Origin of the sequence: Sphaerochaeta sp. UBA5836, from assembly GCF_002432845.1 — a bacterium.
Lineage (GTDB): Bacteria > Spirochaetota > Spirochaetia > Sphaerochaetales > Sphaerochaetaceae > Sphaerochaeta.
This window is the reverse complement of sequence record NZ_DJGW01000095.1, coordinates 1-16,968: the sequence shown is the minus strand read 5'-3', so window position 1 is coordinate 16,968 and position 16,968 is coordinate 1. Positions and strand designations below refer to the sequence as shown.

12 protein-coding genes and 1 tRNA gene are annotated in these 16,968 nt (G+C 50.8%); 9 read left to right on the top strand and 4 right to left on the bottom strand.

The annotated features are described in order from the left end of the window. The 3 genes from B3F49_RS08875 to mmsB form a co-directional block, all read left to right on the top strand. Nucleotides 1–930: sugar-binding protein (locus B3F49_RS08875; protein WP_293910511.1), on the top strand; the 930-nt coding region annotated here is incomplete at its 5' end. A gap of 145 nt (nucleotides 931–1,075) precedes the next feature. Further along, the gene (locus B3F49_RS08870) at nucleotides 1,076–2,596 is read left to right on the top strand and encodes an ATP-binding cassette domain-containing protein (RefSeq protein ID WP_293910509.1); all 1,521 of its coding nucleotides are present in this window, start codon (nucleotides 1,076–1,078) and stop codon (nucleotides 2,594–2,596) included. Between the two features lie 61 nt (nucleotides 2,597–2,657). Then, complete coding sequence (mmsB, locus tag B3F49_RS08865; protein ID WP_293910507.1) at nucleotides 2,658–3,845, top strand: multiple monosaccharide ABC transporter permease; 1,188 nt, start codon at nucleotides 2,658–2,660, stop codon at nucleotides 3,843–3,845. Between the two features lie 103 nt (nucleotides 3,846–3,948). Here the strand turns inward: mmsB and B3F49_RS08860 are convergent, their stop codons facing one another. The 4 genes from B3F49_RS08860 to B3F49_RS08845 form a co-directional block, all read right to left on the bottom strand. Then, nucleotides 3,949–5,043: an ABC transporter ATP-binding protein gene (locus B3F49_RS08860; RefSeq protein ID WP_293895537.1), complete on the bottom strand. Its 1,095-nt coding sequence runs from the start codon at nucleotides 5,041–5,043 to the stop codon at nucleotides 3,949–3,951. Nucleotides 5,044–5,198: 155 nt separating this feature from the next. Further along, a complete protein-coding gene (locus tag B3F49_RS08855; protein ID WP_293910505.1) occupies nucleotides 5,199–6,992 on the bottom strand; it encodes a heparinase II/III domain-containing protein in 1,794 nt (597 codons plus the stop codon). Between the two features lie 2 nt (nucleotides 6,993–6,994). Then, entirely contained in the window at nucleotides 6,995–8,593 is a 1,599-nt protein-coding gene (locus B3F49_RS08850; RefSeq protein ID WP_293910503.1) for a response regulator transcription factor, read from the bottom strand. Then, nucleotides 8,584–10,353 carry a sensor histidine kinase gene (locus tag B3F49_RS08845; RefSeq protein WP_293910501.1) on the bottom strand — a complete coding sequence of 590 codons (1,770 nt, stop codon included), beginning with the start codon at nucleotides 10,351–10,353 and terminating at the stop codon, nucleotides 8,584–8,586. Before B3F49_RS08845 ends, B3F49_RS08850 begins: the two co-directional genes overlap by 10 nt. Before the next feature lie 245 nt (nucleotides 10,354–10,598). On the opposite strand from B3F49_RS08845, the gene B3F49_RS08840 reads away from it, so the two are divergent. From B3F49_RS08840 to B3F49_RS08815, 6 genes are all read left to right on the top strand, one after another. Next, nucleotides 10,599–11,885: an ABC transporter substrate-binding protein gene (locus B3F49_RS08840; protein WP_293893727.1), complete on the top strand. Its 1,287-nt coding sequence runs from the start codon at nucleotides 10,599–10,601 to the stop codon at nucleotides 11,883–11,885. Nucleotides 11,886–11,954: 69 nt separating this feature from the next. After that, a complete protein-coding gene (locus tag B3F49_RS08835) occupies nucleotides 11,955–12,833 on the top strand; it encodes a carbohydrate ABC transporter permease (protein ID WP_293893730.1) in 879 nt (292 codons plus the stop codon). Between the two features lie 11 nt (nucleotides 12,834–12,844). Then, nucleotides 12,845–13,681 carry a carbohydrate ABC transporter permease gene (locus B3F49_RS08830; RefSeq protein ID WP_293893733.1) on the top strand — a complete coding sequence of 279 codons (837 nt, stop codon included), beginning with the start codon at nucleotides 12,845–12,847 and terminating at the stop codon, nucleotides 13,679–13,681. 2 nt (nucleotides 13,682–13,683) lie between these two features. Then, nucleotides 13,684–14,829 carry a glycoside hydrolase family 88 protein gene (locus B3F49_RS08825; RefSeq protein WP_293910499.1) on the top strand — a complete coding sequence of 382 codons (1,146 nt, stop codon included), beginning with the start codon at nucleotides 13,684–13,686 and terminating at the stop codon, nucleotides 14,827–14,829. A 9-nt stretch (nucleotides 14,830–14,838) separates the two neighbouring features. Then, the gene (locus tag B3F49_RS08820; protein ID WP_293910497.1) at nucleotides 14,839–16,839 is read left to right on the top strand and encodes an alginate lyase family protein; all 2,001 of its coding nucleotides are present in this window, start codon (nucleotides 14,839–14,841) and stop codon (nucleotides 16,837–16,839) included. A 57-nt stretch (nucleotides 16,840–16,896) separates the two neighbouring features. Further along, nucleotides 16,897–16,968 (top strand) — tRNA-Gly (locus B3F49_RS08815).

Below are 16,968 nucleotides of genomic sequence, written 5' to 3'. Positions count from 1 at the left end.
GAAAAACTTGGTTACAAGGTTGACCTGCAGTTCTCTGACGACGATATTCCCACCCAGGTTCGTCAGATTGAGGATTTGATTACCAAGGATGCAAAAGTGCTCGTAATCGCTTCAATCGATGGAGTGGCGTTGAGTGATGTTCTGGCAAAAGCTGCAGAAGCCAAGATTCCAGTAATCGCGTATGACCGCTTGATCATGAAGTCCCCGAACGTCGACTACTATCTGTCGTTCGACAACTACGCCGTCGGCCAGCAGATGGGTGACATCCTCATCAAGGGTATGAACCTCGACAATCCTAAGAAAAAGCCGCTTTTGATCGAACTCTTCGGTGGATCTCCCGACGACAACAACGCGTATAAGTTCTATGACGGTGCCATGGATAGGCTCAAGCCCTATTTTGACAACGGTACGCTCAAGATTGGTTCAGGCCAGCAGGGCATGGATACAGTCGGTACGCTGCGCTGGAGCAATGAATTGGCAATGGCCAGAATGGAAAACCTCCTCTCGGCCTATTACACCAACCAGACGCTCGATGGAATTCTCTCTCCCTACGATCCGATCAGTCTTTCAACGCTTGAAGCTTGCAAGGCCGTTGGATATGGCACTGCCGGCAAGCCGCTTCCGATTGTTGGTGGACAGGACTGCATCGTCGCTTCCTGCAAATCGATTCTCGCCGGTGAGCAGTATGCAACCATCCTGAAGGATACCCGTGTGCTTGGTCAGGCCACTGTTGAGCTCGTGGATACCATCATGCGCGGACAGGTTCCCCAGGGACTCGATACCACCAGTTACAACAACGACTCCATCAAGAACGGCAAGCCGTATATCGTTCCCTCCGTTCTGTTGAAGTCTGTCATCGTCACAAAGGACAACCTGAAGGCTGAAGTAGTCGATACCGGCTACCACACTGCTGCTGAAGTTGGCCTGTAAGAGTATGTATCCGGCTTCTTCCTTGAAGCCGGAACTGTATCGCATGATCGCGAACCCGGTGCCATCTGCCTGCGGCTGAATTGGAATCGGGTTCCGGTCTGTCTAGCGGGGGACCTGAATGCCTAACAATTCTATTTTGCTGTCGATGAAGCATATCACCAAGATTTTTCCAGGTGTGAAAGCGCTTGATGACGTCAGTTTTGATGTCAAAGAACGTGAAATACATGCCTTGGTTGGAGAAAACGGCGCCGGAAAATCTACGCTGATGAAAGTACTGTCGGGTGTATATCCTTATGGCACCTATGATGGGGACATTTTCTTCGAGGGCAAGCGTTGCACGTTCTCCAGCATAAGGCAGAGCGAGCAGGCTGGAATCGTCATCATTCATCAGGAGTTGGCGTTAAGTCCCTATCTCTCCATTGCAGAGAACATGTTCATCGGTGATGAGAGGGCAAGGTTCAATATCATAAACTGGGACAAGACCCGTGAAGATGCAATGAAATACATGCATCGTGTCGGGCTGCATGAGAACCCCAATCTTCCCGTGAACAAGCTCGGGGTGGGCAAGCAGCAAATGGTTGAGATCGCAAAAGCTTTGGCGAAGCATGCCAAATTGCTGATTCTTGACGAGCCCACTTCCGCACTCAATGAGAAGGACAGCAAGCATCTGCTTGAGATCCTCAAGGAACTCCGAGACAAGAGTAATATCTCTTCGGTGTTGATTTCCCACAAGCTCAACGAAGTCGCTGCCGTAGCCGATTCCATTACGATTCTGCGGGACGGCAAAACGATTGAGACGCTGGATGTTGTTCAATCTGAGCAAGGGGCTGTTTCAATAGGTGAAGAGAGAATTATCAAAGGGATGGTGGGACGGGAAATTACCGAGATGTTCCCCAAGCGAAACAATCCCATCGGAGATGTTTTGTTCGAGATCAAGGATTGGACGGTTCAAAATCCTGATAATCCGGAGCGAAAGAAACTTGATGGAGTGAATATCAATGTTCGTGCTGGCGAGGTCGTCGGTTTGGCTGGTCTGGTTGGTGCCGGACGTACGGAACTTGCCATGAGCGTTTTCGGCCGGGCTTACGGTGAGAATATCACCGGCAAAACATTTATCGGGGGCAAGGAAGTCGATATCAGTACGATACCCAAGGCAATTGAACAAGGTGTTGCCTATGTGCCCGAGGACCGAAAGGAACTTGGCTTGGTGATGATTCAGAACATCAAGGAAAATACGACGATTGCCAAGTTGAAGAAAATTTCCAATATGTCGGTGATCAACGAACATGAAGAGAATGTCGCGGCAGAACATTTTTGCAAACGTCTCAATACGAAAACACCAACTATTCTTCAGAAGGTGGGAAACCTTTCGGGAGGCAATCAGCAGAAGGTTGTGCTCTCAAAATGGTTGTTCACTGATCCAAGGGTTCTGCTCCTTGATGAACCCACGCGCGGCATCGATGTCGGGGCAAAGCATGAGATTTATACGATTATCAATTCTCTCGCTGCCCAAGGGATGGCGTGCTTGTTGATTTCCAGTGAAATGCCGGAGATTATCGGAATGTGTGACAGAATATATGTGATGAGCGAAGGTAAGATTACCGCTGAGTTGTCGGGACAAACGGCGACCCAGGAAGAGATTATGCGAAATATCCTGAACAATTAGGTAACACTGATCGCTTGGCGATGTTGTGACGTAGAATCCGGTATACGATAAGGAGTGTGGGATGAGTGTTTTGATTACGATTTTGAAAAAGAATGTAAGGCAATACATGATGGTCATCGCCTTGGTTGTGGCGATGATCGCATTTGGATTCTTGACGGACGGTATCTTTTTCAGACCGGTAAATCTGACGAACTTGGTGCTTCAGAACAGTTATGTTCTGATTCTTGCCGTCGGTATGTTGCTGTGCACCCTGACAGGGAACGTCGACCTTTCCGTGGGTTCCATTGTCTGTTTCATTGGTGCGCTGTGTGGCGTCATGATGGTGGATCTGCAGTGGAATCCGTACATGGCAATGCTGCTTGCGCTTCTTGTAGGTGCCTTGATCGGCATGTGGCAGGGATTCTGGATTGCCTTTGTGAATGTCCCACCGTTTATTGCCACCTTGGCCGGTATGCTTGTGTTCCGTGGTCTGGGGCAGGTAATCATGAAAGGACAGACCAAAGCCCCGTTCCCCAAGGAATTCCAGATGATATCATCAGGGTACATTCCTGACCCGCTCGGAGGCCTGACGATTGGAAATACGCAATTGCATCTCTTCACGTTGTTGATTGGTTTGATCATCGTCGCATTGATCATATTCGGCGAGGTGAAAAAACGAAAGAAGCAGAAGCAATATGACTTTGATATCCTTCCAGCGGGGATATGGCTTGTAAAGGTGATATTCATAGCTGCTGCCCTTGTTGCTTTCACTGTTGTTTTCGCACTCTACAAAGGTTTTCCCAATATACTTATCCTGCTGGGCGTGTTGGTTGTTGCCTACCAGTTCGTTGCATCAAAGACTGTCCAAGGTCGTCATATTTACGCTCTTGGTGGAAATAGAAAAGCAGCGGAACTGTCAGGTGTCAAGGTAAAATGGGTGATGTTTTGGATTTATACCAATATGGCGGTCCTGGCAGCAGTGGCAGCGATGGTCTTTACAGCACGTCTGAACTCCGCCACCCCCAAGGCCGGGCAGAACTTCGAGATGGATGCGATTGCCGCATGTTATGTCGGTGGGTCTGCAGTCTCCGGCGGTATCGGAACGGTAATCGGGGCGGTTGTCGGTGGACTGTTCATCGGCGTACTGAACAACGGTATGTCCATCATCGGCATCAGTACGGACTGGCAACAGGCCATCAAGGGATTTGTCCTGCTTGCAGCCGTTGCCTTTGACTTGTATTCAAAATCACAATCATCGAAGATAGCGTAAAAGATTATTTCATTGAAAATGCATGACCCCTGTGAATTATGTGATTCGCAGGGGTCATAAAAAAACCGGCTCAGAAATGAGCCGGTGATTCAAAATGCATTGCTTATTTGATTACCTGTTCGGTCTCAAGATCAAAGAACTTTGCCTTGACCATGTCGGGAATCAAGGAAATCTTGGTGTCCGGAGCAGGAACAAGGGTGGGTTCAATCTTGCCGACAACCTGGCTTCTGGAAGTAGACACGAACACGTGGGTCTCGCTTCCGAGGGGTTCTACGACGCTGACGGTACCATCGATGGTTTCACCATCCTTGGGGGTGTTGCTGAACGTAACGTCCTCAGGGCGGATACCGAAGGTGACAGACTTGCCGACATACGGGGTCAACATCTTCTTCTGCTCGGCAGTAACCTTGAGACGGAAGGAACCTTCATTTACATAAATGTTGGAACCATCGGCTTCAACTGCAGCTTCAAGGAAGTTCATGGGAGGGGAGCCGATGAACCCGGCAACAAACTTGTTCTGGGGATTGTTGTACAGGTCGAGCGGTCCACCGATCTGCTGGATGACACCGAACTTCATGACGACGATTACGTCTGCCATGGTCAGGGCTTCAACCTGGTCGTGGGTTACGTAAATCATCGTTGCCTTGAGGCGGTTGTGCAAAGAGGAGATCTCTGCGCGCATCTGGACACGAAGTTTTGCGTCGAGGTTTGAGAGCGGTTCGTCAAAGAGGAATACCTTGGGTTTGCGGACGATGGCGCGGCCTACTGCAACACGCTGTCTCTGTCCACCGGAAAGAGCCTTGGGCTTTCGATCAAGCAGTTCTTCAATCTCGAGGATCTTGGCTGCTTCACGAACACGCTGGTCGATCTCTTCCTTGGGGAACTTGCGGATTTTCAGACCGAATGCCATGTTGTCATACACGGTCATGTGGGGATACAGGGCGTAGTTCTGGAATACCATGGCGATGTCTCTGTCTTTCGGGGGAACATCGTTGACGAGATTCCCATCGATGTAGATCTCACCACTGGTGATGTCTTCCAAACCTGCTACCATGCGGAGAGTTGTGGACTTACCACAACCGGAAGGTCCGACGAGGACGACAAACTGTCTGTCCTGAATGTCAATGTTGACATTGTCGACGGCCTTTACTCCACCTTCGTACACTTTGCAAACGTTTTTGAGTTGTACTGTGGCCATAATGCCTCCAATTTATTTTATCTAACGTTCACTTTACCCCACGGGATGTCCGCTGTCAAACAAAAAATGGGAATAGTTTTTGTTTGATTTGATAACTATAAATAAAGAAAAGAAATATATAAGCCAAGATATCATAAAAGACAATCGTTAGGAAATTATTGTATTCGAATTGCCAAATTTGTTTCATAGCCAATCAAAATCCTATACAGCGTCTCAGGCCAGACACTTCTCAGCCTTGCATCGGTGATGGGAATCTCTTCTACTGTAATTGAGAGGAACGGCGTTTGGATTTCCAGCGTTGCTGCTTCTCCCAAGGTTATGATGTTCTCTGTTACTGTCGGCCTCACCATGCACATCAACGTCAAGACAGGTTGTACCTCCCCCTCGACCGATTCTCTGAGGACGATCTCTTTTCCTTTGGTGTGGGTCACACTTCGCTGATAGGACTGAAGCGGACAGTTTCTGTCATAGGCAGCTGCAAGCTCGAGGGTGATGGTTGAAGTTTCCCCTTGTTCGAGCTTGAGTATTTTACTTTGGTACTCCTTGCCTGCAAGCTGCTCATACGGAGGGAAATTGGTTATGTTGTGGTAGACCGACCGCATTGTCCAAATCGAATACCGGTCCTTGGAAAAGGTCTGCTTGGTATATGTTTCCACCCCTACATCGACAAGAATCGGCTGGCTGTTCTTAAAGAGGGTGAAGCTGCCTGTATCGTTATGGTTGTGACTATCGTCATTGCCGCCGGCCTTCACTGCGAGTGCATAGACATCGTCCCTGCTGATACAAAGGCCGACACTTGGATAGTAGTGGTCCTCTTGTGACGGGAAGGATGCAGCTTTATCCCGCTTTGAAGCATGAACAAGTTCCAGAAGGCGATAGGTGAGGTTGATTTCGTTGGGAAGGTCCCTATCTTCCTCCTCTTTCAGATTGCTCGATGCGAGAGCGAACCGTACAAGCTTCTCATCCCCGACAGCCTCTGCAAAGAGGTACTCCCGGATGGTGCAGCTGCCGGCAAGGCAGGAACAATCGGAGAAGTTGAAGTAATAGGGCCCTTGTGCGTGAATATGACGGATATAGGAGGCGATGTTTCTGATTTTCGGCTCCTTGAACACAGGCTTCAGGGCATTGCCGCTTACATCGTTGAGAATATCCAGGCACACATACAGGCAGAGTCCTGCATGCCGATAGTATTGTGCTCCCTCGCTGCAGCAGCCGTCTTCGCCGTAGTCCTTGAGGAAGCAGTCGATGCCTAGAAGGGCTTTGGCAGCAACTTTCGCCCGAAATGCTTGGTCGGTAGGGAGCAGGAAGGTGCAGAGCAGCACGTTCTGCGTGCACCATACAGTCCAATTGTTCATCGGCTCCTCCCTGCTGCCCATCCACCAGAAATGTTCGGTATCATAGGGAATGAAGATGCGTTTTTCAATCTCACTGATGATTCTTTTGTTGAGCAGGGGGGAAATCGCTTCCAAGTCGTCACAGATGAGGGCATGGGTTTGGGCGAGCAAGGCACCGGTCTCAGCACTGAACAAATCGATCACGGGTCGATTTGCATCAGGGAGAGGCAGCTGCTCGGCATCGCGGATATAGCTGTTGTGGGCCGGCAGGCACCAGGACGTCTCTTCGCAGATGGCCCAGATACCATCCACAATGGCATCGAGCAGGGCTTGATCGGGTTCCATGCAGTATCCCAATACCAAGGAGGCCAACAGTTTTCTCCGTTGAAAGTAAGGAGTTTCATAGACAACGCGGTTGCCCGTACGGGTGAAGGCAAGGTACTGCGCAGCCGGCAGGGGCGGAAACACCTGCTTTTGTGCCGACTTTGCCCGCTCGCGCACCAGAAGCGAATGCTTTGCATCGAGTGACATCCAGAAATCCCGGTCGCCACAGCGGGGGGCGGTACGATACGTAGTGAGGACGGGCGGAAGGTCGTTGATGTAGACGCCAAGCATGGTTAACTCCGTTTGCGCTGCAGGTGTTGCAGATATTGGCGAGGGGATATTCCCTCGACTTTCTTGAAGACTTTGCTGAAGTAGAAAGAACTCTCAAAGTCGAATGTATCGGCAACCTCATAGATTTTGTAATCGCTTTTTGCCATCATCTCCTTGGCGGCGGCGATTTTGGCATTCGTGGTATATTCAACGAAACTGCATCCACTATATTTGGAAAAGAGACTGCTCAGGTAGTTCTGGCTGAATCCGAACAGGAGGGCAACTTCTCCCAAGTTGAGCTTTCGCGTCACATGCTCCTTGATGTACTGCTGGATGTTGGCCACCACTTTTGCCCGGTAGTCCTGCTTGCGTGATTGAAGCTGGTCAGCCAATCCACCGGCCAGCTGCCGGAGATAGGTACTGCACTGGGCAGTGGTGCCGAAGCTGTAAATCTGGCGATATCCTTGACTCTCTTTTGCAAATGCACTTTGGACGAGGTTCTGTCCATCCGGCAGCAACGTGATGGCCATATAGAGGATATTGCTTGCTGTTTCGACTGCCTGCAGGGCGGGGATGTTCTGGTCCTGCAACTCCTTTGCAATATCCTCGATCACCTCGGCAAGTTTTTCTGCATCGAGCTCCTCGAAGGCCCTGGTAAGCCGAATCTTGAACGGATCGAGGTTGAAGCTTGCATTTTCGTTGCTTTGGCGCTCAGCTATCAGGATTGTTTTTCCATCCGAACTACCAGCCATAAGCTGCCGGGCAGAGAGGAAGGATTCATTGAGATGGTAGGGGTCTTGGACCGTATGGCCTACACAGCAGGCCAACTGCACGGAAAAGTAGTTGTAGATGACCTGCAAGGTTTTCTCCAGCACTTGGCGGATGATGGTCCGATAGTGCTGCGCCTGCTCATCGGTAAGGCAGAACGTGATGGCCAGATGATGTAAATCGAGGCTGGTGATATAGGTGGTCAGGTACCGGCTGAGCGTCTCCTTGAGCATTCCTATGGTGCTGTAATAGAGGTTTACCTCGGCTTCCTCCTGCTTTGACTGTATGTGCACATAGCAGACCGCATACCAGCGTTCATTGAATGAGATCTGCAGCTCCTGTTTCTGCGTCTCAAAGCTTTGGCGGGAGTCGATCAGGCCGTTGAAAAGCCGAACGAAGAACTTGTCACAAAATGATTGCATGGCGCTGCGTTCAAGCAAGGGAAACGTATGGCCCCGTTCGGCCTTGAGCTGCTCCAGCATCCCCAGAGCTTTTGTCACCGAGGACCGAAGGCTCTTCTCGGTCAACTCCAGTTTGACCAGGTAGTCCACCGCTTGGAATTTCAAGGCTTCCTTGACAAAGCTGAACTCCTCATAGCTGGTCAACAGGATGAACAGGGGGATTCTCCCGTAGGTTTTGGAGCACTCCTTCAAGACTTCCAACCCACTTTTAATCGGCATCTTGATGTCGGTGATCACCAGGTCTGGCCGCTCTTTTGCGATGGCGTCTTCCAGCTGCTTGCCGTTGCGGGCAACCCCAACCATTTCGATGCCGAGCTCATTCCATGAAAGCATGGATTGCAGTCCCACAAGCACCAACGGCTCATCGTCGGCTATGATCAATTTTACGGCCATGGCCGGCCCTCCTTGGTTCGTTTGGGCAAACGGATGATCGCCTTGGTGTATGATCCGACCACACTTTCGATGGATAGTCCATACTCCGCTCCGTACGTATACTCGATGCGTTTGGCGACATTGCGGATGCCTATTTCACGGAACATGCCTTTTGCCGGGGAACTTGCCACGGCAAAAACAGCATCAATGGTCTTTTGGTCCATGCCGATGCCGTCATCCCTGATGATCAGGCAGATTGTCTGACTGTTTTCCTCGTACGCTTCAAGCATCACCGTCCCGGCTCCTCCCTTGGGTTCGATGCCATGGAAAATCGCATTCTCAACCAAGGGCTGCAGCGTAAAGCGGGGGATGCCCAGAGACAGGAACCTGCTGTCGATCGAATTATGGAGTACCAACGTCCCCCCGTACCGATATTTCTGAATCACGAAATAGTCGTCAAGCAACGCAAGCTCGGCCTCCAGGCTGATGACCGGCTCATCGGCTTTGCTCACGTTCTTCATGAGCCGGGAGAGGCTTGTGGTCATTTCCGCTATGCCCGGTGCCTTCTGCAAGGTAGCCATCCACTTGATGGAGTTGAGGGTGTTGTAGAGGAAATGGGGATTGATCTGGCTTTGTAGCATCCGATATTCCAATTCCTGTTTCTTTTTTTCATCGGCGATGCGCCTTTCAAGCAGCGAATCGATGCGCAGCGCCAAGTCGTTGATCCCCTTGCCGATATCGCCCAGTTCATCATCCCATTCTATGGACGGGTCGCTGGAGAAGTCACTATGGGCGATGGCCTTCACCCTCTCCTGTATTTTTGCAATCGGCCGGTTGAACAACCGGTTGAGCAGTAGCGTCAAAAGCAGGCCGAACAGCAGGACGACGACCAGGATGATGGCAAGCAGTCCGAAGTACATCGTGCGCTCGAAACGGACCTTGCCTGAAGGGATGCTTTGGGAGAGCGAGATATCCTGAAAGCCGGTGGGACACGTAACCAAAAGATGTTTCTCACCTCGTATCCGTACTGAATTGACGGTGGTCTGCTCTCCGGCGGTGTCAAAATCCTGTTTGACCAGCTGAGGTGTCTGCATGAGGTTGAAGTGATTATCGCGAATCTCATAGAAGTGCTCACCGATGGTAAGAAACAGCGATGAATCTTCGCTGATGGTATAGTTTTTGATGAGGTCCAGGATCAGGGCGGCCGATACCGCCAGATAGAGCTGCCCGGTTACCTCGGGTGAAGAGGAGCGGTTGATGACCCGCCTGATCGGCAGCACCTGCTCATCCGTAAAAAGAAAGGGGTCTTCCCCGATGTGGCTCCAGCCTGCATTCTGCGTGTAGGATGCAGGAAGGACTTGTTGGACATTGGAGACCGTCACCGGCTTGCTGTCGCTCATGGAGAGCCCGGTATGAATCAATTTTGTGTGGTTGATGTCGGTGATGATGATCCTGCTTACATATCTTTGGGCAAGATTGTTCATCACCTCCTCCTTCACCCGTTCATAGGTGATCAGGTCGTTCTGTGTTCCCTCCGTCTCCAAATAGGCGAGGACCTGGGCATTGGTGGTGCTCCAGCGTATCAGCGAATCGATGGCAACCATGTGCTCCCTGGCTTTCGCCCCGATGAACTGCAGGTTGAATTCAGTGGAAGAGATCTGGCTTTGGAGAGCAAACGACCGAAAGAGGAAAAAGCTGAAGGTGGCCACCAAAAACGCAAGGGTGAGGGTGAATGTCACCGTGATCAGGGTAATTTTTCCCTTCAGGGTTTTCAGTCGCATACAGACCTCCTTGGTAGAGTATGGGACCAGATTCTTGGTTTCCGCAATCAGAAAGCTGATGGATGGGAACATCTTCGGAAAATTCTACAGGTTTGAAGATAAAAGTGCAGGATTTTCAAGATTTGCGGAAAATTGTCAATGTTTTGTCAAGCGAATTACATGGAGTTGTGCCAAAATGGGCCGTACCCTTGATGTTGGAAGCGGGGAATATCCCCGGCTTGTATGAACCGTAAGGAGGTTTAATCATGAAAAAGGCACTCACTATCATTCTGGTACTCTGCCTGGTATTCAGTTCTGTGTTCGCACAGGGAACCAAGGAAGCAGCAGCATCCACGGCCGAAGGTACGACCAACCTCAAGTGGGCATTGTGGGATATAGCATCCACAACCTATTACGAACCGTTGATCAAGGCTTACGAGGCAAAGAACCCGAATGTCACGATCGAAATGCTTGACCTCGGCTCTGCTGACTTTATGACCATGCTGCAGACCCAGCTCTCCGGTGGAGACTCCTCGATCGATATAGTCACCATCAAGGACATCCCGGGATACAACAACCTGGTCAAACGCAATCTCTTGATGAACCTGAACGACAAGATCAAGAGCGAGAAGGTCGACGTTTCCCTGTATGGCGGCACCACCGACCAGATTTCTGTCGACGGCAAGCTCTACGGCATCCCGTTCCGCAGTGACTTCTGGGTTATTTTCTACAACAAGGATGTCTTTGACAAAGCCGGCGTTGCATATCCCGACAACGACATGACCTTTGCTGAATATGATGCACTCGCCCGCAGGATGACCAGCGGCACAGGAGCTGCCAAAGTCTACGGCGCCCACTACCATACTTGGAGATCGGCAGTACAGCTGTTCGGTATCCTCGATGGCAAGAATACCATCGTCGACGGCACCTACAACTTCCTCAAGCCCTACTATGAGATGGTCCTCAGTCAGCAGAAGGATGGCATTGTACAGGATTACGCCACCCTCAAGACCTCATCCACCCACTACAGCGGGGTTTTCTACAACAACAGTGTAGCCATGATGAACATGGGTTCCTGGTTCATCGCCACCCTCATCAACCAGATCGAGCAGGGCAAGACCGAGGTGAAGAACTGGGGTCTGGCCAAGTATCCTCATGCCGAAGGTGTGCCTGCCGGAACGACGCTTGGAACCATCACCAGTCTTGGTGTCAGCAATGCTTCCAAGAAGAAGGACGCAGCATTTGACTTTGTGAAGTTCGTCACTGGACCTGAAGGCGCCCAGATCATTGCCAAGACCGGTACGATTCCCGCAATCAAGGATGCCGAGGTCGTAAAGATCATCGCTTCCAAGCCCGGCTTCCCCTCCGACCAGGGCAGCAGGGATGCTTTGCAGGTTGCCAAGACCTACCTTGAGATGCCGCTGCACGAGAGGGCCGGTGAGATCGAGGTCGTCCTCAACCAGGTCCATGATGAGATCATGACCAACAACATCAGCATCGATGCAGGTCTTGCAAAGATGAACGAACAGGTTCAGAAGATTCTGGCCAAATAAGTTCTCCGCAGTTTCGGGTACAGGGGGCAAGTGCTCCCTGTACCATAGTATGTACGAGAGGATGGTTTCATGGCCTCAAAGAAAGCTAACTTCAAAAAACAGTTGGTTGCTTATAGTTTCATAGCGCCCAACTTCATCGGGTTTGCCATTTTTACGCTGGTTCCCATTGTATTTGCCGTTGTTTTGGCCTTTCTTCACTGGGATGGTTCAAATCCCATGGAGTGGGCGGGATTGGCTAACTTTTCCGAGTTGCTGGACGACGACCAGTTCAAGGCAGCCTTGAAAAACACCATTGTCTATACCGCCGGTACGGTTCCACTCACCCTGCTGGCAAGTTTGTTTCTCGCTGTGATTCTGAACCAGGGCATAAAGGCCCGTAATTTTTTTCGAACGGTAATCTTTTTCCCGTACATCGCTTCCTTGGTTGCCGTTGCCGCTGTTTGGAATATGATTTTCAATCCCTCCAAGGGACCGGTGAACATGCTGTTATATGCACTTGGGTTCGAAAATGTTCCAGGTTGGGCTGCAGACAAGGATTGGGCGATGATCACCATCATCCTGTTCAGCGTCTGGAAGTACATGGGGTATTACATGATCATATACCTTGCAGGCCTTCAGGGCATTAATCCTGAGTTGTATGAAGCGGCAAACCTCGATGGGACAAACGCTTGGCAGCGATTCCGCTATGTAACCGTCCCTCAGCTCAGCGCAACCACCTTTTTTATATTGGTGATGCTCACCATCCAGTGCTTCAAGGTCTATGATATTGTCTATATGGTAACCCAGGCCGGTCCGGGGACTGCCACGTTGGTCCTGGTCTATGATATCTACAACAAGGCCTTCATCAGTTGGAATCTTGGCTCTGCCAGTGCAGTGGCCATGGTGCTCTTCGCCCTGGTACTTGCGGTCACCTTGATTCAATTCAGCTCTGAGAAGCGGATGCACTAGAGAGGCACAGCATGCAAATATACTCCAACAAACAAAAAGTTACCAAGACCCTTCTCTATACGCTCCTCGTGGTGTGTTCGCTTGCGATGCTGATGCCCTTTGTATGGATGCTCAGCTCGTCGCTCAAGCTCGACAAGGATGTTTTTACATTCCCCATCGAGTGGATTCCTTCCAATCCCAGGTGGAAGAACTATGCAGAAATCTGGACCACCATCCCCTTGGCTCAGTTTCTCAAGAACACAGCCAAGCTCACCATTATCGTAACCCTCCTGCAGTTGCTTACTTCCTCCTTTGCCGCCTATGCCTTTGCAAAGTTGCAGTTCAAAGGTCGTGATATTCTTTTCTTGGGATATGTGGCCACCATTGCCATGCCTTGGCAGGTGTATATGGTTCCGCAGTTCATATTGATGCGCTCCTTCGGCCTGAACAACACCCATTTGGCGATCATATTTCTCCAGGCGTTCAGCGCCTTCGGTGTATTTTTGATGAAGCAGTTTTATATGAGCGTACCCGATGAGCTGTGTGAAGCTGCGAGAATCGATGGCATGAGCGAGTATCGGATCTGGGTCCGGATCATGCTCCCGCTCTCAAAACCGGCTCTCTCCACGCTGACAATTTTCACCTTCGTCAATACGTGGAACGACTTCCTTGGACCCTTGCTCTACTTGACCAGGATGGAGCTCAAGACCATCCAGATTGGCCTGAGGATGTTCATCAGCCAGTACTCCAGTGAATACGGCTTGATCATGGCGGCAAGTGTCGTGGCCCTTATTCCTGTCGTCATAGTCTTTCTTGCTTTACAGAAGTTCTTCGTGCAGGGTGTTGCTACTGCGGGCCTGAAGGGGTAGGAATGAAAGAGATTGCAAACCAAACCGTTTTGAAAGCACTCGATGAGGCTGCAAGCCAAGTCAGAAGGAATCTGAGTTCGTTCACCTACCAGTGTCAGAACCATTCTTCGGTCAACAATTTCTATCCCGCAGTCGAGAACAATCAATGGACCTGCGGGTTCTGGCCGGGTGAGGTCTGCCTTGCATATGAACATACCTCCGATCCTGTGTTTTTGCATGCAGCGTATATTCTGTGCGAGAGCTTTCTTTCGCGGATCGAGCAGAAGATCGAGGTGGACCATCACGATATGGGCTTCCTCTATACACCCTCCTGTGTCTCCTTGTACAAGTTGGATGGAAGCCTCAGAGCCAGGAGGGCCGCCCTGCTTGCTGCCGATCAGCTGCTCACGCGCTTTCAAGAGAAAGGTTCATTTCTCCAGGCTTGGGGAGCGATGGGGGCGAAGGAGAATTACCGCTTCATCATCGACTGCCTGATGAATCTGCCTTTGCTGTATTGGGCCGGCGAACAGACAGGTGATGAGAAGTATCGCTCAGTCGCCCTGCGACATACCCAAACCTGTCTTGCCAACTCTTTTCGGGCCGATGGTTCAACGTTTCATACGTTCTTCATGGATCCGGAGACAGGATTCCCTGTTCGTGGTGAGACCTGCCAAGGCTATCGGGCCGATTCCTCCTGGGCCCGTGGTCAGGCATGGGGAATCTACGGTTTGGCGATGAGCTACCGTTATACCTCCGATCCTGCGTGCATCGAGCAGTTCAGAACCTCCTCTGCGTACTTTCTTTCCAGGCTTCCCTCTGATTTGATTCCCTACTGGGATTTGATTTTCACCCAAGGGGATGAGCCTCGCGACTCATCCTCTGCCTCCATCGCAGCATGCGGTTTTTTGGAGATGGCTTCGATGCTTGATGCCGATGAAGCGGCATACTACGTCTCCTGGGCCAAGGCCTTGATGCAAAGCCTCTATGAACACTATCGCGTCACCGATCCGAATCTTTCCAACGGTTTGGTTTTGCATGGTACATATTCCAAGAAATCACCGTATAATACCTGTACACCTGAAGGGGTTGATGAGTGTGTCTCATGGGGTGATTATTTCTACATGGAGGCACTGACCAGGCTCAAGGGTGGTTGGATTTCGTACTGGTAGGAGGCTTGGATGACAAGAAATGAGTATGCAAAGCAGACACGAATATGCTTTCTGGATGACAGGGATGCTGTTGCCCGTTATGTAAAAAACCATGAAGCCGATACGCTGCAAAAAATTATCACCATCGCCGATGATGTGGTCAACCAATCATTCCTTTTCAACCTGCGCTGGGATATGGAACGTACCTTCGAGCCGGTGGTATTTGCAGATGAGATCGACTGGCTCCACCAGAGCAGTGATGACAGCGAGTGGGTCTTCGCTTTCAACCGGATGCGGTTCTGGATCTGCCTTGGACAGGCGTATGCATGCACCAAGGATGAGAAGTATGCCAGGGCGTTCGCCCATCAGTTGTGCGACTGGTGCGGGCGCGTCAAACGTACCGACCCTGCCTGTGCAAAGGCTTGGAGGTCCATCGAAGCAGGACTGCGAATGGAATATTGGACCAAGGCGATGCAGTACTTCCTGGATAGTCCTTCCATCACTGAAGAGGTCATCGATGTCTTTCTCTGCTCGGTTGCCGAGCATGCCCGATTCCTCTATTCGGTGTGGGACAGCTATCACTTGATGAGCAATTGGGGAGTGTTGGAGAACCATGGGCTTTTCCTTGCATCCCTTGCCCTGCCCAAAAGTGAAACCACTGACATGTACACCAAGGAGGCTCTGAGGCGTCTGGCCCTGGAGATACAGATCCAGGTGTACGATGACGGGGTGCAATGGGAGCAGTCTTCCATGTACCACAACGAGGTGACGCACGACTTTTTGGATGTGGTGCTGATGGCCAAGCGGCTCTCTCTTCCGATTGATGAAGTGATTAGAGAGAAAACCCACCTGATGTGCCGTGCCGGCATGGCTTGGCAGAAACCCGACGGGACTGAACCCTGCATGGGGGACAGCGACCGCATCGACCAACGGGATATCGTCAGCAAGGGTGCCTACCTGTATAACGACGGCGAACTGAAGGGAGCCGGGTATCCCCATCTGGATTTCGATTGTGTCTGGGACCTGGGGGCCGAAGCAATTGCGTCGTATGACCGCCTACCGGGAATCAAAATGCAACAAAGGCTCAGCGTTCTCTTTGAAAGCGGGAATGCGATCATCAGGCAAGGTGGTATGTATCTGAGGTTTCACTGTGGAACGCTTGGTGCAGGCCATGGGCACAGCGACAAGCTTCATTTCGACCTTTTTGCCAATGGTGAAGATATTTTGGTGGATGCAGGGCGGTTCACCTATGTACCGAAGGCCGAGCGTTTTGAGTTCAAGGATAGTACCGCTCACAATACCACCACCGTCGACCGCAAGAATTTTACTGTCTGCAAGGATAGTTGGGAGTGTTCAAAGCTTTCGGCTCCTTTGGGTTTCCGAGCGGTACAGAAGGGACCTTACTGTGCTCTGCAAGGCAGCCATCAAGGATATCTCGATGTCGGGGTGCTTCCCAAACGGACGATTGTCACGCTCGGCGAGGACTTGATTCTCGTCTCTGATGCTTTCTTGAGTGCAACCGAGCACACATACCAGAGTTACCTCCATTTCAATGACAGCGGCAAGGTGAAACTGACCGATGATGGAACGTTCTTTGAGAGTCCGCTTTCAAAGGTTCAGGTCCTGACGGCCTGTAGAGGGGGTGTCACCCAATTTGTCAAGTCCACCCGCCTTTCACGCCACTACAACCAACTGGTCAACAATAAAACATTGGTAAGCGAGATTGAATCGGTTGGTTTCGGTTCCCTGTTCACCCTGATTTCGGTGAACAAGGCAGGACAGTTCATCCCGGCCAGGATGTCCAAGGTACGGGTGATGAGCAACTTCAAGAAGATTCGTTTCGGTGACGATTGGATCGAGGCGGTAAAAATTCAACGCGGTGATCAGCAATGTATCGTAGTAGTTGCACACCAGGAGTGGGCGACCCCCACCGATACCTTCAATGCCGAGGGATGCACCGGCTTTGGTTCTGTTGTTGTGTTCAATACCGCCCAAGGCGAGAAGGAGATAGGTACGAGATTGTTCTGCTAAGATTTTTCCAAGGATATTTACAACCCCTTTCGATTTTGCTATGATGGCTGGACAGTCGCGCTAGTAGCACAATGGTTAGTGCTCGTGCTTCCCAAGCATGAGACGGGGGTTCGATTCCCCTCTGGCGCT